At 70.5% G+C, this 20,153-nt stretch carries 16 protein-coding genes; 11 read left to right on the top strand and 5 right to left on the bottom strand.

Annotated elements, in window-relative coordinates:
- Nucleotides 1-36: 36 nt before the first annotated feature.
- Nucleotides 37-1,056, bottom strand: a complete 1,020-nt coding sequence (locus tag ABN034_RS30415; RefSeq protein ID WP_349694423.1) for a DNA-3-methyladenine glycosylase family protein — start codon at nucleotides 1,054-1,056, stop codon at nucleotides 37-39.
- Nucleotides 1,057-1,316: 260 nt separating this feature from the next.
- On the opposite strand from ABN034_RS30415, the gene ABN034_RS30410 reads away from it, so the two are divergent.
- Nucleotides 1,317-2,024, top strand: a complete 708-nt coding sequence (locus ABN034_RS30410) for a DUF3105 domain-containing protein (RefSeq protein WP_349694422.1) — start codon at nucleotides 1,317-1,319, stop codon at nucleotides 2,022-2,024.
- A gap of 61 nt (nucleotides 2,025-2,085) precedes the next feature.
- Here ABN034_RS30410 and ABN034_RS30405 read toward each other — a convergent pair whose 3' ends face one another.
- The gene (locus ABN034_RS30405) at nucleotides 2,086-3,198 is read right to left on the bottom strand and encodes a mannose-1-phosphate guanylyltransferase (RefSeq protein WP_349694421.1); all 1,113 of its coding nucleotides are present in this window, start codon (nucleotides 3,196-3,198) and stop codon (nucleotides 2,086-2,088) included.
- A gap of 213 nt (nucleotides 3,199-3,411) precedes the next feature.
- Between ABN034_RS30405 and ABN034_RS30400 the strand changes: the two genes are divergently transcribed.
- Nucleotides 3,412-4,275 (top strand): TIGR03089 family protein, encoded by an 864-nt coding sequence (locus ABN034_RS30400; RefSeq protein ID WP_349694420.1) that lies wholly within the window; start codon nucleotides 3,412-3,414, stop codon nucleotides 4,273-4,275.
- 44 nt (nucleotides 4,276-4,319) lie between these two features.
- On the opposite strand, the gene ABN034_RS30395 is transcribed toward ABN034_RS30400, so the two are convergent.
- Nucleotides 4,320-5,747, bottom strand: a complete 1,428-nt coding sequence (locus ABN034_RS30395; protein WP_349694419.1) for a SpoIID/LytB domain-containing protein — start codon at nucleotides 5,745-5,747, stop codon at nucleotides 4,320-4,322.
- Between the two features lie 118 nt (nucleotides 5,748-5,865).
- On the opposite strand from ABN034_RS30395, the gene ABN034_RS30390 reads away from it, so the two are divergent.
- Entirely contained in the window at nucleotides 5,866-7,350 is a 1,485-nt protein-coding gene (locus ABN034_RS30390) for a M81 family metallopeptidase (RefSeq protein ID WP_349694418.1), read from the top strand.
- 27 nt (nucleotides 7,351-7,377) lie between these two features.
- Here the strand turns inward: ABN034_RS30390 and ABN034_RS30385 are convergent, their stop codons facing one another.
- Both ABN034_RS30385 and galE read right to left on the bottom strand, forming a co-directional pair.
- Nucleotides 7,378-9,378 carry an acetoacetate--CoA ligase gene (locus tag ABN034_RS30385; protein WP_349694417.1) on the bottom strand — a complete coding sequence of 667 codons (2,001 nt, stop codon included), beginning with the start codon at nucleotides 9,376-9,378 and terminating at the stop codon, nucleotides 7,378-7,380.
- A 38-nt stretch (nucleotides 9,379-9,416) separates the two neighbouring features.
- Nucleotides 9,417-10,406 carry a UDP-glucose 4-epimerase GalE gene (gene galE, locus ABN034_RS30380; RefSeq protein WP_349694416.1) on the bottom strand — a complete coding sequence of 330 codons (990 nt, stop codon included), beginning with the start codon at nucleotides 10,404-10,406 and terminating at the stop codon, nucleotides 9,417-9,419.
- Nucleotides 10,407-10,476: 70 nt separating this feature from the next.
- Here galE and ABN034_RS30375 point away from each other — a divergent pair, with 70 nt between their 5' ends.
- The 8 genes from ABN034_RS30375 (at nucleotide 10,477) to ABN034_RS30340 (ending at nucleotide 20,051) form a co-directional block, all read left to right on the top strand.
- A complete protein-coding gene (locus tag ABN034_RS30375) occupies nucleotides 10,477-12,000 on the top strand; it encodes an FtsX-like permease family protein (RefSeq protein ID WP_349694415.1) in 1,524 nt (507 codons plus the stop codon).
- A 753-nt stretch (nucleotides 12,001-12,753) separates the two neighbouring features.
- A complete protein-coding gene (locus ABN034_RS30370) occupies nucleotides 12,754-14,712 on the top strand; it encodes a DUF5941 domain-containing protein (RefSeq protein WP_349694414.1) in 1,959 nt (652 codons plus the stop codon).
- Nucleotides 14,709-15,491 carry a phosphocholine cytidylyltransferase family protein gene (locus ABN034_RS30365; protein ID WP_349694413.1) on the top strand — a complete coding sequence of 261 codons (783 nt, stop codon included), beginning with the start codon at nucleotides 14,709-14,711 and terminating at the stop codon, nucleotides 15,489-15,491. Before ABN034_RS30370 ends, ABN034_RS30365 begins: the two co-directional genes overlap by 4 nt.
- 85 nt (nucleotides 15,492-15,576) lie before the next feature.
- Entirely contained in the window at nucleotides 15,577-16,656 is a 1,080-nt protein-coding gene (locus tag ABN034_RS30360; RefSeq protein WP_349694412.1) for an iron-containing alcohol dehydrogenase family protein, read from the top strand.
- Between the two features lie 18 nt (nucleotides 16,657-16,674).
- On the top strand, nucleotides 16,675-17,442 hold the full coding sequence (locus tag ABN034_RS30355) for a CDP-alcohol phosphatidyltransferase family protein (RefSeq protein WP_349694411.1): 768 nt from the start codon (nucleotides 16,675-16,677) through the stop codon (nucleotides 17,440-17,442).
- The gene (locus ABN034_RS30350) at nucleotides 17,439-18,305 is read left to right on the top strand and encodes a glycosyltransferase family 2 protein (protein WP_349327003.1); all 867 of its coding nucleotides are present in this window, start codon (nucleotides 17,439-17,441) and stop codon (nucleotides 18,303-18,305) included. The genes ABN034_RS30355 and ABN034_RS30350 overlap by 4 nt, the downstream gene beginning before the upstream one ends.
- Complete coding sequence (locus ABN034_RS30345; RefSeq protein ID WP_349694410.1) at nucleotides 18,302-19,219, top strand: ABC transporter permease; 918 nt, start codon at nucleotides 18,302-18,304, stop codon at nucleotides 19,217-19,219. The genes ABN034_RS30350 and ABN034_RS30345 overlap by 4 nt, the downstream gene beginning before the upstream one ends.
- Nucleotides 19,212-20,051 carry an ABC transporter ATP-binding protein gene (locus ABN034_RS30340; RefSeq protein ID WP_349694409.1) on the top strand — a complete coding sequence of 280 codons (840 nt, stop codon included), beginning with the start codon at nucleotides 19,212-19,214 and terminating at the stop codon, nucleotides 20,049-20,051. Before ABN034_RS30345 ends, ABN034_RS30340 begins: the two co-directional genes overlap by 8 nt.
- Nucleotides 20,052-20,153: the final 102 nt, after the last annotated feature.

Raw genomic sequence — 20,153 nt, 5'->3', positions numbered from 1 at the left:
GCAAAACTGATCATGATCACGATCATGATCACGTGGTCAGAGGGTGCGGTAGTCGCGGAGGGCGAAGCGAGGGCCGCGCCGCGGAAGCATGATTCCGGCGAGTTCGATCAACCGGGTGACCCGGTAGCGGTGACCAGGCCAGCGGGCGAGGACCGTCAGCATGGTCTCGTCGTCGTACGGCCGGCCGGCCAGCGCCCACCCTACGGCCTTGGCCAGGTGGAAGTCGCCGACCGACACCGCGTCGGGACACCCGTGCGCCCGCTGAAGCACCTCCGCGACGGTCCACGGTCCGACGCCCGGGATGGTGCGGAACGCGCGTTCGACCTCTGCGGGCGGGAGATCCAGGGTCCGCTCGAGCGTTTCCGCGAGCAGGGCGCACCGGACGAGGGTCCGCATGCGGTGTGGCCCCACACCGGCGCGGTGCCACTCCCACGACGGTAAGGCCGCCAAGGTCGCCGCGTCGGGCGGCACCCGGAGAGTGACCGGTGCCGGGCCTGGCCCGGGCGCAGGCTCGCCGAACCTCCACACCAGCTCCCGCCAGGACCGCCACGCCTCCTTCGACGTGACCTTCTGCTCGAGGACCGCAGGCATGAGCGCCTCGAAAACCCGCCCGGTGCGGCACACCCGCCATCCGGCGAAGCGTTTCGCCAGTGTCGCGACCAGCGGAAGGCCGGGCTCGAACCCGCTCGGGTCGTCCTCCGCGCCGACCAGCGCCGGCAGTCGGTCGAGGACCCAGGTCGCGCCGGGTCCCCATGCCCGCGCCTCGACCGCGGCGCGCCCCGGGTCCGCCGCGATGCGGACCGAGGCCGGCCCGTCCGGTGTCCGGGTGCCGCGCCACACCGCCCCGTCGGGCGTACACCGGTGCACCGGGTCGCCGGACCCCCGCCGCAACCCGGCGAGCGTCAGCGCTGGATCGACCGGCTGGTCGGTGATCAGGGTGCGTACACGTTCAGTGGTTCGTTCCGGCACGCGGTCAGTGTCCCCGATCCCCTCCGCCGCGCTGCCCCCGATGCCCTCCGCCGCGCCGCTCCTGATCGGCGGCCCGCCCGTGATCATGATCGTGATCGTGAAGGTTTGTCGGCGTATCTGGCGCTATTCCTTCATGGTCATGGTGACGGAGCCCGATCGGCCGACTCATGATCATGGTGACGGAGCCCCCATTGGCCGACTCATGGTCATGGTGTCCGAGCCCGATACCGATGCCAGTGGCTCAGCCCGCGGATGGGTGGTCCGGAGCCCCGCTCACGCACACCTTCCGTACACTCTGGAGCTTCGGTCGCGTGGGTCGGCCGGCACGAGGCGGAGGACGAGAAAACGTGGCAAAACGCAAGCCAGGCAGCCGACGCGAACGCATCGAGCAGATGCGGCGCGAGCAGCAGCGTGCCGAACGCCGCCGTACGGCGATCATCATCTCGGCCTGCGTACTTGTCGGCCTCGTCATCATCGGAGCGGCCGCGTTCGTGCCGGTCAAGAACTGGGTCACCAACCCCGCCCGCAAGCCGATGTCGGACTTCGGGGTGGCCGCGGCCCAGGCCAGTCTCAGCAAGGTCTCCAGCGACAGTGGCGCCGGCGTGTCCGACCACGTGCCCAACGGCCAGAAGGTGCCGTACAAGACGGTCCCGCCGTCGTCGGGTCCGCACTGGGAGCAGCCGGCGACGTTCGAGCGGAAGTTCTACTCCGCCGAGGACCGCCCGCCGCTGGAGATGCTGGTCCACAACCTCGAGCACGGCTACACGGTCGTGTGGTACGACGAAACCATCGCCAAGGACGCCGAGCAACTCGGCCAACTCAAGGACATCGCGCGCCGGTTCGAGTCGCGCCAGCCGGACAACTCCAAGAAGCTGATCGTGGCGCCGTGGAAGGTCGGCGAGGGTAAGTTCCCGGCCGGCAAGCATCTCGCGCTCACCCACTGGTCGAAGAACAACGGCCACCGCCAGTACGCCGCCAAGGTCAGCGGCGCGGCGATCGAGGCGTTCATGAAGAAGTTCCCGGCGGCCGACTCACCCGAGCCCAACGCGATCTAGCCGGACCGGGCGGCGTGGGTCCGCCGGCCTCAGGCGTACCTTTCCGGTGGGTCCGCCGGCCTCAGGCGTACCTGTTCCCGTGGGCATCGTGGACCCGCGCCACCAGGTCCTTCACCCGTTCGGCGGAACTCTTCGGGCAGACCATGGTGACGTCGCGGGTGTGCACGATGATCGTGTCCCGCAGGCCGACGGTGGCCACGAGGTGCTCGGGGTCGTCGCTCACGACGATGTTGCCCTCCGAGTCGACCAGGACGGTGACGGTGTTGGCGGCGTTGTGGGCGCTGTCGTTCTCCAGGGTCCGCGCCAGGGTCGGCCATGACCCGACGTCGAGCCAGTCGACCGCCATCGGTACGACGACGACCTTCGCGGCGCCGTCACCGCGCGCGGCCGGCTCCATCACCGCGTAGTCGATGCTGATCTTCGGCAGGTCGACGTAGACCTCCTTGAGGACAACCGAACGGTCGGGACTGTCCCAGGCGTCGGCGATCCGCCGGACACCCGTAGCGGACTGGGGAAGGAACCGCTGCAGCTCCCCCAGCAGGGTGTCGGCACGCCAGACGAACATCCCCGAGTTCCAGAGGTGTCGGCCGGTCGCGAGGTAGGCGCTCGCGGTCGCCAGGTCGGGCTTCTCGGTGAAAGCGGTCACGCCGAAGACCCGGGGCCTCCCGTGCTCGTCCCGGGGAGCGGCGACGGGCGCGGCGCGTTCGATGTAACCGAGGCCCGTGTGCGGGGCCGACGGCGGGATGCCGAACGTCGCAAGGACGGCGTGATCGCGCTCGACCGCCTCGAACGCGGTCTCCAACGCCTCCCGGAACGCCGGCATCGGCTCGATCACGTGGTCGGAGTTGACGAACGCCAGAACCGCATCAGGATCCCGCCGGGCGAGGACCGCACAGGCGAACCCGATCGCGTTGGCGGTGTCGCGGCCCAGCGGCTCGCCGAGATAGTTCTCCTCCGGAAGCTCCGGCAGGTGCTCGACGATCGCCTCGCGGTGGGCCGCGCCGGCGCAGACGAAGATCCGTTCGACGGGTACCAGGCCGAGGAGCCGTTCATAGGCCAGGCGGAGCAGGCTCCTGCCGCCGCCGACACTCAACAGCTGCTTCGGACGGGTTCCGCGCGACAGGGGCCACAGGCGGGTGCCCGTTCCCCCGGCGATGATGACGGCGTGCCGCATGTGACGGCAGCCTACGGCGCCCGATCGCGGCGCGGGTCCAGACCCGCGGATCAGTGCGCGAGCTCTGATCCCGCGCCAAACCTGGAGCGGGGAACCCGGCTACCCGGCGGACGGGTGGCCGCGGGCGGCTCGCCGCGGACTGGCTCGCCGCGGACTGGCCCACGGACTGGCCCGCCACGGTGCACCGTGCCACCTCGCCTAAGCTCCGGACCTGTGGAGACCCGCTCGAGCCGCACGAATCCCCAGCGCCCCACCACCCCGGCCCGGCTGCTGGCCGCGGCTCTGGCGACCGACCCGGCACGGCCGTTCCTGACGTTCTACGACGACGCCACCGGCGAACGCGTCGAACTCTCCCTCACCACGCTGGACAACTGGGTCGCCAAGACCGCCAACTTCTGCCAGGACGGGCTCGGCACCGAGCCTGGCGAACGGGTCGCGCTCCTGCTTCCCCCGCACTGGCAGGGCGCCGTGTGGATGCTGGCCGCCTGGTCCGCCGGGCTCGTCGTCGACCTCGCCAGCACCGCCGGTGTCAGCGGCCCTGGCGCTACCGAGCCTGCGAGCGTCGCCGAGACCGCGTACGCCCCCACGATTGCGAGCGCCGCCGAGATCGTCGTCACGAGCCCCGAATGGTTGGCCGCGGCCGTGGCGGCGGGTGGGCGGGATACGGTCGCTCTCGCCCTGCGGCCGCTCGGCGGTCCCTTCACCGACCCGCTCCCGGCGGGAGTGTGGGACTACGGCGCGGAGGTGGCGAGCTACGCCGACGAGTTCCATCCGTACGTCCCGGTCGATCCCGACGCGCCGTCCACGGTCGTCGGCGACCCCGGAACGCCGGTGTCCGGCGCAGCGTTGGTCGCCGCCGCGCAGGCGCGCGCCGACGACCTGGAGCTGCAGCCGGGCTCCCGCCTGCTGACCGACACGAACCCGGCGGACCCCACTGGTTACCTCGACGCCCTGCTGGCTCCCCTTGCCCGGAAGGCTTCGGTGGTCCTCGTCCGGAACCTCGACCGAAACCTTCTCGACCGGCGTACGCACGACGAGAAGGTCACCCACACCCACCTGGTCCCGACCGGCCCATAGGCCGCAAGCCAGCACAGCTGGCCGCCCGAATCCGCCACGGATCTCTATGACCCGAACGCGAAGTACGCCGAACGTAGGCCGAGCACCGACCGGACCCGGTCCTCTCCCCGGATCTCCTGCGTACCGCTGCTGCCGATGATCAACAGCCGGCTGACCCGGCCTCCCCACCGGCCGCCCCCTGACCTCTTGGCGACCCGGATCTCCACGATCGTGCCGATGGACGGATAGCGATTTCGCAGGGACCGGGCGCTCACCGTGTCGGTCCAGGTGCGGTAGGGATTGGCGGTCGCCGCGCTGTCCCAGCCGTCCTGCGCGGCGCGCAGATACGGCAGGCCACCGTCCGCGGTCCAGCCCCCGTTGGACGAACCGAACTCGGTGAAGGCGGCCTCGTTCGCATAGCGCAGCGTCATCCCGCGCGTCGCCTTGATCGCCTCGTTGGTGCCGGCGAACTCGTACTCCCGGATGACGTTCCAGGTCGCGCCGTAGCCCACCATGCCTGGATAGACCTGCGACGCCGAGGTGTCGTAGACGTCGTAGTAGCTCGACGACCGGTTGGAGGAGGAGCGGACCGCGTACGAACGGGCCGCGATCGTCTGTGCCCGCAACGCCGCGCGGGGCCAGCTGGCCGGCGACTCGGCGGGTACGACGGAGCGGAGGTAGTCCTCGTAGGGCACGACGTTCACCGGGCGTACCCGCCCACTCCGCAGGACCACCCGCACGAAGCCGCGGTAGCCCCGGCGGATCCTGGTGCCGTCGCCGAGTTGCCGTTCGACCTGCACCTTGCCGTCCGTCGCGACGAACGACGCCCGTCCGCTCGCCGAGAGGCGGCCCGACCCCACGTAGGCGTGCCACCGTCCGCAGGTGTACGCATCGACCGCCATGTCGCGGCGGTACACGGCGCGGACCCGCCAGGTACTCACCCGGCAGCCGAGGTAGGAGACCGGCAGGCGGACCGGCCGGGTCTGGCCGCTCTCGTTGGTCCACCACAGGGTGAGTCCCGGTTCGGGGCGGACCCGGAACGCCCCGAGGTCGTGGCTGAGCAGGACCCTGATCTGAGCGGGCGTACTCCGGGCGACGAGCTTCGTCCCCGGGTAGTAGAAGCGGAGGATCTCGGGGTAGGTGCGCCCTGCCTTCGCCGCCGCGAACGCGCCCCACTGCGACATGCCGCGCCCGTGCCCCCAGCCGTGTCCGGTGACGCGGAACACGCCGTCCTCAGGGCGTACGCCCTGGGCGAGCGCTGCCGGCCCCAGGGTCCCGGTCGACGCCTCCGCGGCGTTCACCGGCCCGATCAGGGCACCGGCCACCGTCGCCAGGGCGGCCAGCGCCACCGCCGGCGGCCGTGTCCACCGCGCTCGTCCCAGCCGTCGCGCTAGTCCCAGCCGCCGCGCTCGTCCCGGGCGTCGCGAGCGACGTCGCGGCTGCTCCGATCCGGGGACAGCCTCGTCGGTGACGGTCAGCAGGCGTCTGTTCATGCGTCTCCCCCGGTGGCGTGGCTTGGTTCGTCCCAGCCAGGCCACGGTGTCCGTCCGACATCTGACGACACACCGCGTATGGGAGACATCTCAGTGACCTGCGTGCAGGCTGATGATCATGGTGCGACTCGCGGCGGTGGGCCTGGTCCACGAGGCGAACACGTTCGCGCCGTCGCGGGTCGACCTCGTGGACTTCGCCGCGGACGGGATCCTGCGCGGTCCCGAGATCGTCGACCGGCACGGTGATGCCGACACGACCATGGCGGGATTCCTCGCCGCCGGGTCCGCGCCCGGTGTCGAAGTCGTTCCGCTGGTCTTCACCACCACCACGCCGGGCGGTCCGATCACACCGGAGGCCCTCGAGACCCTCGCGGACGAGATCCTCACCACGCTTGCCGAGACCGGACCCTGGGACGGCGTCCTCGCCGCGCTCCATGGTGCCGCCGTCGCAGAGCACCGCGACGACGCGGACGGCTACCTCCTCCGGCAGGTCCGGGTGGCGGTAGGACCCGACACGGTGGTCGGAGCCGCACTCGACCTGCACGCCAACCTGAGCGCCGCGGTCTGTGCGTACGCCGACATCGTGACCACCCACCGCACGAACCCGCACGTGGACGCCCGACTGCGGGCCGAGGAGCTCGCGGCCCTCGTCGTACGCACCGCGAGGGACGAGATCCGCCCCAGCCAGGCGCTGGTCCAGGTGCCCGCGGCTCTTGGCATCCTCGCGCAGAACACCGGCGAGCCGCCGATGCGCGAGATCCTCGCCGGGCTCGACGAGGTGCTCGCATCGCCGGGTGTCCTGACCGCCTCCGTCGCCCAGGGCTATCCGTATGCCGACGTTCCCCACATGGGCATGGCCACCCTGGTCGTCACCGACGGCGATCCGAGCGCTGCCCGCTCCTGGGCCGCCGCCCTGGCGCGGCAGGTGTGGTCGCGGCGGCACGAGTTCAGCGGCCGGTCGGCACGGCTCGCCGAGGCGCTCCACCGGGCGGCGACGGCGACGAAAGGGCCGGTCCTCTTACTGGACATCGGCGACAACATCGGCGCCGGCGCTCCGGGGGACTCGGTGGTGATCGTCGCGGCCGCCCGGCAGGTCGGTCTCACCGGTCTGCTCGCGATCCTCGTCGACGCCGACGGGGTGACCCGCTGCCACCGGGCGGGCACGGGCGGGCGGGTCGAACTGCTCGTCGGCGCGCGGACCGATCCGCGCGTGGGCCCACCGCTCGCCGTCGGTGGGGTCGTCCGTAGGTTGCACTCCGGACGGTACGAGGACCCTGGGCCGACCCATGCCGGGCATCGGCACTACGACGCCGGGCCGACCGCGGTCGTCGAGGTCGACGGTGGGCCGACGCTGGTGCTGACCACCCGGCCGACGCCGCCGACCAGCCTGGTGCAGCTCACCTGCCTCGGCCTGGATCCCACGGGCTACCGCGCCATCGTGGCGAAGGGTGTGCACGCGCCGCTCGCGGCGTACGCGCCCCTCGCCACCGAGATCATCGCGGTCGACACCCCCGGCGTGACGAGCGTTGACCTGCGGCGGTTGTCCTACCGGCGGCGGCGCTATCCCCTGTGGCCGTTCGAGCAGGACGTCACGTTCGGTTGAGTGGCTCCCACGGCAGGTCTGCCGGCATCAGTGGTCGCGGCGCGTGTGGGCGAACTCTTCGTACGCCCGCAGTGCCGTGGGATCGGCGAGGGCACCGGCGCTCGCCGCCTCCTCGGGCGGCCGGCCCTCCAGGATCCGCTTCACCGGGACCTCGAGCTTCTTGCCCGACAGGGTGCGGGGTACGGCGGCAACGCGGACGATCTGGTCCGGAACGTGCCGCGGGGACAGGTTCCGGCGCAGCTCCGTGGCCAGCTTCGCCCGCAACGCGTCGTCGAGCTGGGCGCCTTCGGCGAGGACGACGAACAGCAACAGCTCCTCCGTACCAGCTGCCGGGTCGTCCAGGTGGATGACCAGACTGTCGACGATCTCCGGCAGCGCCTCGACGGCCGAGTAGAACTCCGCCGTGCCCATCCGGACCCCGCCCCGGTTGAGGGTCGCGTCGGACCGCCCGGTGATGACGCAGGTACCGCGCTCGGTGATCTCGATCCAGTCGCCGTGGCGCCACACGCCGGGGAAGTCCGCGAAGTACGCCGCGCGGTAACGGGAACCGTCGGTGTCGCCCCAGAAGCCGACGGGCATCGACGGCATCGGGCGTTCGATCACGAGCTCGCCGAGTTGCCCGACGACCTGGTTGCCGGCCGGGTCGTACGCCGCCACCGCCGCGCCCAGGCACGGGCACGCCAGCTCACCGGCATAGACGGGTAGCAGCGGCGAGCCGCCGATGAACCCCGTGCACAGGTCCGTACCGCCGGAGAACGACTGCAGCAGCAGGTCGGGGTTGACGTTCTCGTAGACGTAGGTGAAGCCGTCCGCCGGCAGTGGCGCGCCGGTCGAGCCCAGGCCGCGGATCCGCGACAGGTCGGCGATGTCCGCGGGACGCAACCCGGCCTTGCGGCAGCTCATCAGGAACGGCGCGCTCGTCCCGAAGAACGTGATCCCGCACTCGTCGGCCAACCGCCAGAGGTAGCCGAGGTCGGGATGCGCGGGATTGCCGTCGACGAGCACCACCGTCGCTCCGACGAGCAGGCCCGAGACCAGGGCGTTCCACATCATCCACCCGGTCGTCGAGAACCAGAAGAACCGGTCGCCTGGTCCGAGGTCGAAGTGCAGCGCCAGCGTTTTCGCATGTTCGAGCAGGATCCCGCCGTGCCCGTGGACGATCGGCTTCGGCAGTCCGGTCGTCCCCGACGAGTAGAGAACGTAGAGCGGGTGGTCGAACGGCACCGGCTCGAACGCCAACTCCGGCGTCTCCCCGGCCGCGACTCCGCCACTACCTCGACCCAGCAGGTCGTCCCACGCCAGGACGTCGGGGATCGCGGCGGCCCGCTCCGCCGAGAGGTACGGCACGATCACGACGTGCCGCAGCCCCGGCAGCGCGGCCCGGATCGCGGCCACCTCGGCGGTCCGGTCGATCTCCTTCGCGCCGTAGACGTAGCCGTCGACCGCGACCAGCACCGTCGGCTCGATCTGGCTCCACCGGTCGACGACGCTCCGCGTACCGAACTCCGGCGCGCACGAGGAGAACACCGCACCCAGGCTCGCGGTGGCGAGCAGCAGCACGAGCGCTTCGGGGATGTTCGGGAGGTACGCGGCAACCCGGTCACCGCGGCCGACGCCGAGGCGCTGCAGGCCGGCGCGGGCCCTGCCGACAGAGGCCCGCAACTCTGCGGCGGTGAGCGCGACCGGCTCCCGCGTCTGTGACCGCGCCACCACGACCGGGCCGGTCTCCGGCAGGTCGGCGAGCATGCGTTCGGCGTAGTTCAGTCCTACGCCGGGAAACCACTCCGCCCCCGGCATGGCGTCGCTCGCGAGCACGGACGTGACGCGGGAATCGGACGACACACCGAAGTAGTCCCAGATGCTGCCCCAGAACCCAGGGAGGTCGTCGACCGACCAGCGCCACAGGGCGTGGTAGTCGTCGAAGGCCAGGCCGCGTTCGCGTTCCAGCCAGGCGAGGTAGTGGCCGACCCGGCTCCGCTCACGAGCATCGGCCGGCGGTTTCCAGCAGATCGTGCCCGGCTCCGTCATCCCTCGCCGACTCCCTCCGTCTCGCAGGCGTGGCGCCCTCAGTCCCGACGTGCCTCCGGATGGTGATGCAGCCAACCTTCCCACGCGGCCGCGACGATCGCGCCGCGATCATGTGCCGCCGACCAGCCGAGGACGTCGCGGATCCGGTCGGCCGAGGCGATCGAGGCCGCCGGATCGCCGGGACGCCGGTCGAGCACCTCGGGCGCGAGGTCGGAGTAACCGGACACGTCCAGGATCGCCTCGACGATCTCCCGGGTCGAGGACCCTCGACCGGTGCCGACGTTCAGTGTGAGCCGGGCCTCGCGGCCGTCCTGCAGGTGCCGGGCCGCGGCGACGTGGGCGGAGGCGATGTCCGCGACGTGGATGTAGTCGCGGATCGTCGTACCGTCGGGCGTCGGATAGTCGTCGCCGTAGATCTGCGGCGGCTTCCCCTCGGTCAGGCGGCTGAACACGATCGGGATGAGGTTGAACGCACCCGTGTCGGCGAGTGCCGGTCGTGCGGAGCCCGCGGCGTTGAAGTAGCGCAGGTTGGCGTAGCGCAGCCCGGTCGCGCGGGCGGTCGACGCGACGAGCCACTCGCTGACGAGCTTCGTTTCGCCGTACGGATTCTCGGGGTGGCAGGCGAGGTCCTCGGTGAGCACGTCGACGTCCTGGTTGCCGTAGACCGCGGCACTCGAGGAGAAGACCAGCGCGTCGACGCCGACGTCTGTCATGGCGCGCAGGACGGACTCGAGCCCGCCGAGGTTCTCGCGGTAGTACAGCAGCGGCTTCTCGACCGACTCGCCCGGCTGTTTTCGGGCCGCGACGTGGACGACGCCTTCGATTTCGTACTCCCTGAGCAGCTTCGCCACCAGGCTGCTCGCCTGGACACTGCCACGGACCAGCGGGACGTCCTCCAGGCCGCTGATCCGCTCGGGGATGCCGGCGGACAGGTCGTCGAGGACGACCACCTGCTCCCCGGCCTCGTGCAGGGCATGGACGACATGGGCGCCGATGAAGCCGGCGCCTCCGGTGACAAGCCAGGTCATGGCGCACAGCCTAGGGCTTTCACACAAAGCGTCACGGAGAGTCAGCGACACCCGCGGTACGCCTGGCAACTTGCCCTGGGCCTACCCGGTATGCATACTCAGTAGGTATGGCGATCCGCCACGGTCTACGTGCCGACCGCTGCGTTCCCGGCGTGGTTGCCCGATCGCCGGTGTACTCGTCGCGGCAGGGGCCGCCGTCGTCGTCCTCGTCGGTGGCCGCCAGCGGTCGGGTGGCGAGTGGCCGGTCACCGCCGGGACCCTGGCCCTCGTCGCGGGCGCGATCATGCTTACCCCGACCGTCATGGGTGCCGTTGGCCGGATCGGTGGTCACCTGCCCCTCTCCATGCGTATGGCCACCCGCGACGCGGCCCGCCACCGCGGGCGTACCGTTCCCGCCGTCGCCGCGATCATGGGGGCCGTCGCGGGAGTCACCGCTCTCGCGATCGGATCGTCCAGCGACTATGCCGAGTCGCGGCGGGAATACGTGCCGTTGGCGCCGGTGGGCACGATGACGGTGGATCTGGACAGGTGGTCCACGCAGGATCCCAGGGCCGCGGCCGACGCGATCATCGACGAGATCCGCCACCAGTTCCCCGGCCGTACTCCCGTGGTCCAGAAGGAGGTGCCGGCGTGGGATTGGGGCAACGTCCGCCAGTCCCGCACTGGTGTGGTCATGGTCCGGAACTGCACGAACGCCAACCCCCTGGAATGCGCGTACTTTCTCGCCGGCGGCGAAGGCATGACGGGATCGGCGGCACAGTTCGAGGGTTTGCTGGTGGCAGATCCGGACGAGGTTGCCGCATTCACCACCCGGCCCCTCACTGCCGAGCAACGGGCGGTGCTCGACCGCGGCGGTGTCCTCGTTCCTGACAGGGAGCCGATCGGGGACGCCGGCACGGTCCGGGTCGTGACCGGCGTGGCGAAGGACGGCGACGACATGACGACTCTTTCCGACCCCCAGGAGCACCGCGTGCCGGCGGGTGTACTTCCAGGGACGGTCGACGCCACGACCTACACCTACCTCGCGACCGCCGTCATGACCCCACAGACCGCCGAGAAGCTCGGACTGCAGCCGACGATCGGCAGTGTCGTGACCCCGCCAGGCGGGCCCGCCATCGATCGCGAGCAGGAGGCCAGGTTCGCCGAGTACGCCAGGGGCCTGGCCCCCGACGCGTCCGTGTACGTCGAACGAGGGTTCGTCGAAACCTTCACCGTCCAGTTCCTCGTCCTGGCACTCGTCGGCGGCTTGATCGTGGTCGTCGGCACCGCCACCGCCACCGCTCTCGCCCTCGACGACGCGCGGCCCGATCTCGCCACGCTGGCCGCTGTCGGCGCCTCGCCAGGGACCCGCCGGCGTACGGCAATGGGCCAGGCTTCGGTGATCGGGCTGCTGGGCGCACTGTTCGGACTCGCGGTCGGGATCGTGCCCGGCGTCGCGGTGTCGTATCCGCTCACCGCCGCCGTCGGCGGGCACGTCCTCGACATCCCGTGGACGCTGCTGGGACTCGTCGCGGTCGGCGTACCGCTGCTCGCGGTAGCCGGAGCCGGGATCTTCACCCGGTCCCGGCTACCGATGGTGCAACGCGTCGACTAGTGCAGCAGGCGCCTCCGCCGTACCTGCGAACGCGTACGGCGGAGGCGGCGTCAGCCGGTGGTGCTCATCGGGCCGCGGAAGGATGCGCTGTCATTGCCGCTTCCTTGGCCCCACGTCGGACGGAGAGGCGGCGGCCGGCGCCTCCGCTCACCCGGGCGTACCCGGGCGCGCGATGGCGCCCGCCCCGGCTCCGTGCGGGTCTCCCCCACACGCGGGACATGGGGGACAGCCAGGCGTTCGCCCACACTGCTTCCGGACAGGTCCATTCCCGTCCGCAGTACAGACATCTGGCGCCCTCGACCTGCCGTCGTCCCCCCACGCGCCGGAACTTCGACCAACTCTGGTCGGGCCGGTGCAACAGCAGGAGATACCGGGCTTGGGCATCCAGGAGTGCTCTCGACCATTGCACCCAGCCGTAGCCGGGGACGAAGACTGGCGTCTCTCGTGTGGTCGAAGGCACGGTCGCCGACGCCGTCAGAGACGTCGCCATCGACATCGACCTTCCTTTCGTGGCCTTGCCTCTATGTGTCGGTTCGACCCGCCCGGCTCGGGCCTTCACCCCTTAACGATCAGCTACGCGTACACGTGACGGTACTGAGTGTTATTAGATCATCTCCTTACTCGGCAGCGGAACGCGGCCGCGCCGCCGCGCGCCACTTCCCGTCGTACTGACGAGTTCGGACACTCCCGATGCGGCGCGCAGCCAACACCGCTACGGTCGGGGGGCCGAAAATGGGGGATCCGCCTTCTAAGATGAGCCGCTTCAACCAGTCAGGGGTGATGGCGCTGCCGACCGCGTTCCTCGTCGGACCCGTCGTGTCTGCCGAGCCAGGGGAACCGCCCGTGGCCGGGCAGTTACACGCGCTCGGCTACACCGTGGTCGACGCGAGCACGGTCGACGATCTCGCCGCCGCCATCACGACGGCGACGGCCGGGCCGGTGGCCCTGGTCGACCGGCGCTACATCGGCCACCTACACGCTCTCCGCCGGGCGGTCTGCGACACCAGGAGCGACGTCAGGGCAGGGCCCGGGACGCTCACCGCCACGACGGTTGCCCGAGCGCGGCTGGTGTCGGTCCTCACCCGGATGCTGGCCGGCGCCGACGCCGGACCGCCCGGGCGGCAGGAGACGCCCAGCAGTGCTTCCACCAACAGTGCTCCCGCCAGCAGTGGTCCCACCAGCAGTGCTTCTACCGGCCCTGTTCCAGGCACCCGCATCGACGTCGGCGAGGTGACCGAGGCCCTCGCCGCCGACACCGACGTCGCCCGCACCGACCCGGCGCCGCTCGTCGCCGGGCTCGCCGACACCCAGGCCGACCGCGACGCCCTCTTCGCCCGGGTCGCCGCCGTCGACGAGGAACCGATCCGGCTGCGTGGTGCGGTGAAGGCCGACGACACCGCGTTCACGACCTTCTTCGTACGCAGCTACTCGGGCTATGTGGCCCGCTGGTTCGCCCGCCTCGGGTTCACCCCCAACCAGGTCACGATCATGTCCCTCGCCGTCGCGCTAGGAGCCGCGGGCTTCTGCGCCACCGGCTCGCGTACCGGCCTCGTCGTGGGTGCGGTGTTGTTCCACCTGTCGTTCGCCCTCGACTGCATCGACGGCGACCTGGCCCGCTACACCGTGCGGTTCAGCACGATCGGGAGCCGGCTCGACCTCAGCGCGGACCGGGTGAAGGAGTACGTCCTGTTCGCCGGCCTGGCGATCGGCGCCGCGCCCGCCGACAGTGCGATCTGGTGGCTCGCCGCGGCCGCGATGGCGGTCCAGACGGTCCGGCACCAGATGCACTTCGCGTACGACGAGGTCACGGCAGGACCCGAGGCGGCTCCCTCGCTGACCGACCAGGTGCGCTCCCGACTCCGTGGCGGCAGGTGGAAGGTCTGGCTCCGGCGGGCCATCGTCCTGCCCCAGGGCGAGCGCTCGGCGCTGATCTGCCTGCTGGTGGCCTTCACGACACCGCGTGCCGTCTTCGTCGTCCTGCTGGTCGTCGGGTCCCTCGCTGCCACCTACGCCTTCCTGGGCCGGTTCCTGCGGAGCCTGCGTCGGCTACACCGGCCGTGGTCGAAGCCGGCCGGGCAGGCTCTGGGCGCGATGGTCGACGTCGGTCCGATCGGCTGGGCGGTCCACCACGCCCTGCCGGGCCGTTCGCTTCCTGCCCCACTCACGACGCTGATCGCGCTGGCGGCGTTGACGTTCTCGCTCACGGTGATCCCCGTCGTGGGTGCGTCCTGGCTGATCGTCGGCGTGCTGTGGTACGTCCTGCTCGTGGGCTTCGCGAGCCAGCAACCGCTCAACGGCTGGGCCGACTGGGTGCTGCCGCCGTCTTTCCGCGCCGCAGAGTACGCCCTCGCCATCACGGTCACCACGCTCGTCGTGCCCAGCGCCCTGCCGGTGGCCTTCTGCTACGTCGCCGCCTGCGCCTTCCACCACTACGACGCGGTCTACCGCCTCCGCGAGTCCGGTGCGGTCCCGCGGAAGTGGTTCCTCATCGCCACCGGCGGCCATGACGGCCGGATGGTCCTGCTCGCCCTCCTCGCGACGGGTGGCGCCACCGTGCTGCACGTCGGCCTCGTCGTCGTGACCGCGGCACTCGCCGCGATCGTCGTCGGCGAGAGTGTGACGGCGACCCTCGCCGACGTCCGTGCCGAACGCACGCCTCCCGCCGTTGATGCGCTCGGCGCAGCGGCGAGCCAGAGCGGTGGGATCCGATGATCGGCCTCGTCCTCGCGGCCGGCACCGGCCGCCGCCTGCACCCCTACACCGAGGACCTGCCGAAGACGCTCGTCCCCCTGGGCGCTCCCGCCGACCCGTCGGATCCCGACGAAGCGCTCACGCCGCTCGACGTCATCCTCGGCAACTTCGCCAAGGTCGGCGTGACCGACGTCGCCGTGGTGGTCGGCCACGCTGCCGAGGCGGTCCGCGAGCGGAAGCGGACCCTCGAGCGTCGCTACGGCGTGAGCCTCGAGCTCCTCCACAACGAGCACGCGCTTCGGTGGAACAACTGCTACTCGTTGTGGTGCGCCCGACAGTGGCTCAGCGGCCAGGACGTCCTGATGGCCAACGGAGACACCGTGCACCCGGTCTCCGTCGAGCACGTGCTGATCGACGGCATGGCCGACTCCTCGCTGCTGCTTGCCGTCGACACCACGAAGGATCTCGGGGCCGAGGAGATGAAGGTCACCGTCCCCGACAAGCGCAGCGTCACCCGCATCACCAAGCTGATGGACCCGGCGGAGGCCTACGGCGAGTACATCGGGGTGGCCCTCCTCCGCGCCGAGGTCGGCCCCGCGCTGACGGGGGCGCTCGAGGCGACGTGGCGGCGCGACCCGAGCCTGTACTACGAGGACGGGTTCCAGGAGTTCATCGACCGGGGTGACTTCACGATCGACGTCGCGCCGATCGGCGACGTGCCGTGGGTCGAGATCGACGACACCGCCGACCTTGCCCGCGCCACGAGTGTCGTCGCCGCGATCAGGGAGGCCCAGCGATGATCAGGGGCCCCATGCGTACAGTGAGGCATCCAGCGACGAGCACGGGGACACATCCAGCGACGAGCACGGGGATGACGGAGCCAGAGTGCCGCTGCTAGCGCGGATGATCACCACGCCGGTGGTGATCGACGTACGCCGTGGTGCCATCGCCGACCTCGGTGAGCTCCTCGCCGACCAGCGGATCTCCACCGCCGGGCGGGTCGCGGTCGCGGTCGGTCCGCGCTCAGGTGCCCGGATCGCCGAGGACCTTCGCACCCACCTGGTCGAGGCCGACTTCTACACCGTCGACGGCGGCACGGTCGACGCGGCCCTCGACCTCGCGACCCGGGCCCGCACCCCGTCCTACGACGCGATCGTCGGCATTGGCGGCGGTCGGATGATCGACGTGACGAAGTACGCCGCCGCCCGGCTCGGCCTGCCGATGGTCGCCGTCGCCACCAACCTCGCCCATGACGGGATCGCCTCGCCGGTGAGCACCCTCGACAACGACGCGGGCCGCGGCTCCTACGGTGTGCCGGCGCCGATCGCGGTGGTGGTCGACCTCGACGTCGTACGCCAGGCACCGGTGCGTTCGGTGCGCGCCGGCGTCGGTGAAGTGGCGTCCAACCTGTCCGCGATCGCCGACTGGGAGCTTTCCCATGAGCTGCGCGGCGAGCCGATCGACGGCCTGGCGGTGACGCTGGCCCGCACCGCGGCCGAGGCGGTCGTCCACCATCCGGGCACGATCGCCGACGACGACTTCCTCCGGGTGCTCGCCGAGGGCCTCGTCCTGTCCGGACTGGCGATGGTCGTCGCCGGCACGTCGCGCCCGAGCAGTGGCGCCTGCCACGAGATCTCCCACGCGATCGACCTGCTCTATCCCGACCGGGCGTGCTACCACGGCGAGCAGGTAGGTGTCGGTGCGGCGTTCGCGTCGACGCTGTGGGAGGATCCCGCGAGCCGCGCCAGGGGTGCCCTGATCGCGGAGTGTCTCGCCCGCCACGATCTACCGGTCGGACCGGACGAGCTGGGCTTCTCGCTGGAGGAGTTCGCCGCTGCCGTGGTGCGGGCACCCGATACCCGCCCCGGTCGTTTCACCATCCTGGAGCACCGCGACCTCGACAAGGACGCGGTGATGGCAGCCGTCCACGACTACGCCGCCGCCGAACCCGCCCAGCCGGAATGAGGAGAGCAGAAGCGACTCATGACTTCCCTGCCGTCCATCGCTGAGCTGCGGACCAAGACCCAGCCGCCCGGCCTGCTCGAGAGGCGCAGTGGCGAGCACTGGGCCGGTCGGCTGTACATGCGCAGGATCTCGCCGTACGCCACCCGGGTTCTCGCCGCCTGGGGGTTGGCCCCCAACCAGGTCACCGGGTTGATGATCGTCGCCGGCATTGCGGCCGGATTTGCCGTACTGCTGCCCGGCCTTCCCGGCGCGCTCCTCGCCGCTGTGCTCGTCCAGCTCTACCTCCTGCTCGACTGCAGCGACGGCGAGCTCGCCCGGTGGACCGGCAAGACCAGCGTCACCGGCAAGTACCTCGACCGGGTGGGCCACTACCTCTGTGAGGCCGCCCTGCTCGTCGGCCTCGGCTTCCGGGCGGCCGAGCTGGAGGCGAACGGCTACGCCGTGCTGGGCCTGGCGGCCGCTCTCGGCGCCGTGCTGATCAAGTCCGAGACGGACCTGGTCGACATCGCGCGGGTGCAGTCCGGCCTGCCTGCGGTGACCGAGGACGCTGCCGAGCCGCGCAGCCCACGGCTGGCGAGCCTGCGACGGGTCGCGCTGGTGCTGAAGTTCTACCGGATCATCCTGGCCATCGAGCTGTCCCTGATCATCGTGCTGGCGGCCGTCGTCGACGCGCTCACCGACAGCCTCGTCGCCACCCAGGTGCTCACCGTGACGGTCGCCGTCGTCGCCGCCGTCCAGGTGGTGCTGCACCTGGTCAGCGTGCTGGTCTCGAGGCGACTCGGATGAGCCCACCGCGGCTTGCCTGCGTGTTCCTCACGATGGGTGACCGCCCCGACGAACTCCAGCGCGCGATCCACAGCGTGCAGGACCAGATCGGCGACCCGATCGAGATCATCGTCGTCGCCAACGGCGTCGAGGCGCCGAAGGTACCGGGCGGTGTCCAGGTGGTCGAGCTCCCGACCAACGCCGGTATCCCGGGCGGTCGCAACGCCGGCGTGCAGGCGGCCAACGCCGACGTCCTCATGTTCGTCGACGACGACGGTTGGCTCCCGGCCCCGGACACGGCCGAGCGGTTGCGCGAGCTCTTCACCAACGATCCCAGGCTGGGCATCGTGTCGTTCTGCATCACCGACCCCGAGAGCGGTGTGATCGCCCGCCGGCACGTCCCGCGGATCCGGGTCGGCGATCCCCTCGCGCCGTCGGAGGTCACGACGTTCCTCGGCGGCGCGTCCGCGATCCACCGGCGGGTCTTCGACGAGGTGGGTGTCTTCCCGGCGGCGTTCTTCTACGCCCATGAGGAGACCGACTTCGCCTGGCGGGCGCTCGATGCCGGCTGGCGGATCCGCTACGACACGCACTGCGTCCTCGCCCATCCGGCGACCTCGCCGACCCGGCATCCGACGTACTTCCGGTTCAATGCCCGCAACCGCGTGTGGTTGGCCAAACGCAACCTTCCGCTCCCGGTCGCGGTGGTCTACCTGGCGACCTGGATTCTCCTCACCTTCGGTCGTACGCGTAGTCTCACTGGGCTGAGGGCCTGGTGCGGTGGTCTGGTCGAAGGTGTCCGGCAGCCGTGCGGCCGTCGCAAACCGATCGCCTGGCGTACCGTCTGGCGAATGACCCGTCTAGGAAGGCCACCTCTGGTATGACGCTGGTCCCACCTCCGGAGTCTCCGGTCGCACTGGCCGAAAGCTACGGCTTGAAGGCGAGTTCGGCACGGCCGCCGCTGTTGACCTACGTCAAGCAGCTCTGGGAGCGCCGGCACTTCATCCGGGTCTACGCCACGTCCCGGTCAGTCACGAAATACTCCCAGTCGATGCTGGGCGGACTCTGGCACGTGCTGACGCCGCTGTTCAACGCCGGCGTCTACCTGCTGATTTTCGGGCTCGTGCTGCGGGTGGACCGCGGCATCCCCAACTATCTGGCCTTCCTGGTCACCGGAGTCTTCGTGATGAACTACAGCACGAGCTCGGTGACCTCCGGCGCCCGCTCGATCTCGGGCAACCTCTCGCTCATCCGCGCGCTGCACTTCCCCCGCGCGTCCCTCCCGCTGTCGTCGACACTGATCGAGCTCCGTCAGCTGATGTTCTCGATGCTTGTCCTAGTCACGATCGTCCTGGTCACACCGGTCAACCTGGTCGGCGACGAACCCATGACGGCGCCGGAGCCGATCACCTGGCTCTGGCTGCTCCTCGTTCCCGCGCTGTTCCTGCAAACGGTGTTCAACATCGGGCTCGCCTTCATCATGGCGCGGGTCGGCGCCGCCGTCACCGACATCCAGCAGCTGCTGCCGTTCGCGCTCCGGGTCTGGTTGTACTCCTCCGGCGTGATCTTTCCCCTGGGTTCACGGCTGGAAGGCAGGGTCCCGGACTGGGCGATCGACATTTTGATGGCCAACCCTGCTGCCGTCTACATCGAGCTGGTCCGATCCTTGCTGATGCAGACCCACGACGCGTGGTTCGGGCAGTTCACCTGGGTGCTCGCCGCGGTCTGGGCGTTGGTGCTGTTCGGCGCGGGGTTCGTGTATTTCTGGGGTGCCGAGGAGAAGTACGGGCGTGGCTGAGCAGATGGTGCGAGACGACCAGACGGCGATCGAGGCCCCCAAGCGGGTACCGACGATCGTCGCCCATGACCTGCACATCACCTATCGGGTGTACGGCAGCACCTCCGGCAAGGGGAGCGCCACCAAGGCGCTCAAACGAGTGCTGACGCGGGCGAACTCGCCGGCCCTGCGCGAGGTGAAGGCGATCCGCGGTGTTTCGTTCACCGCGTACGAAGGTGAGTCGATCGGCCTGATCGGGCGGAACGGCTCCGGCAAGTCCACACTGCTGCGGGCGATCGCCGGTCTGCTGCCACCGACACAGGGCGCGGTCTACACCAGCGCCCAACCATCCCTGCTCGGCGTCAATGCCGCACTGCTGAACTCCCTCACCGGCGAACGTAACGTCGTGCTCGGCTGCCTGGCCATGGGCATGACACCGGCCGAGGCCAGGGAGAAGTACGACGACATCGTGGAGTTCTCCGGTCTCGGCGAGTTCATCGACCTGCCCATGCGGACGTACTCGGCGGGCATGGCCTCACGGTTACGGTTCGCCATCGCCGCTGCCAAGTCGCACGACGTCCTGCTCATCGACGAGGCCCTCGCCACCGGTGACGCCGACTTCCGGCGGCGCAGTCAGGAACGGATCGAACAGCTGCGTGACGAGGCCGGCACGATCTTCCTGGTCAGTCACAGCCTCAAGACAGTCGTAGCCACCTGCAGCCGCGCGATCTGGCTGGACCGCGGCAAGATCCAGCAGGACGGCGATGCCGCATCGGTCGTGGAGGCCTACCAAGAGGCAGTAGCCGAGAAGACCCTGGGGAAGGCCGTCGGAAGAGCTCCTAGAGCCCGCTGAACCGGAGCGTCACACGACGCACCGGGACGGCGTCTGCCGACACGCCCGCCACTACGTGGCAACTGAGGCGGTGGCTGCGTCATCATCGCCACCTGCGCGGCC

The organism is Actinopolymorpha sp. B11F2 (assembly GCF_040195635.1).
Classification (GTDB): Bacteria; Actinomycetota; Actinomycetes; order Propionibacteriales; family Actinopolymorphaceae; genus Thermasporomyces.
The sequence above is the reverse complement of the archived record's forward strand: the minus strand, read 5'-3'. Positions and strand labels throughout refer to the sequence as shown.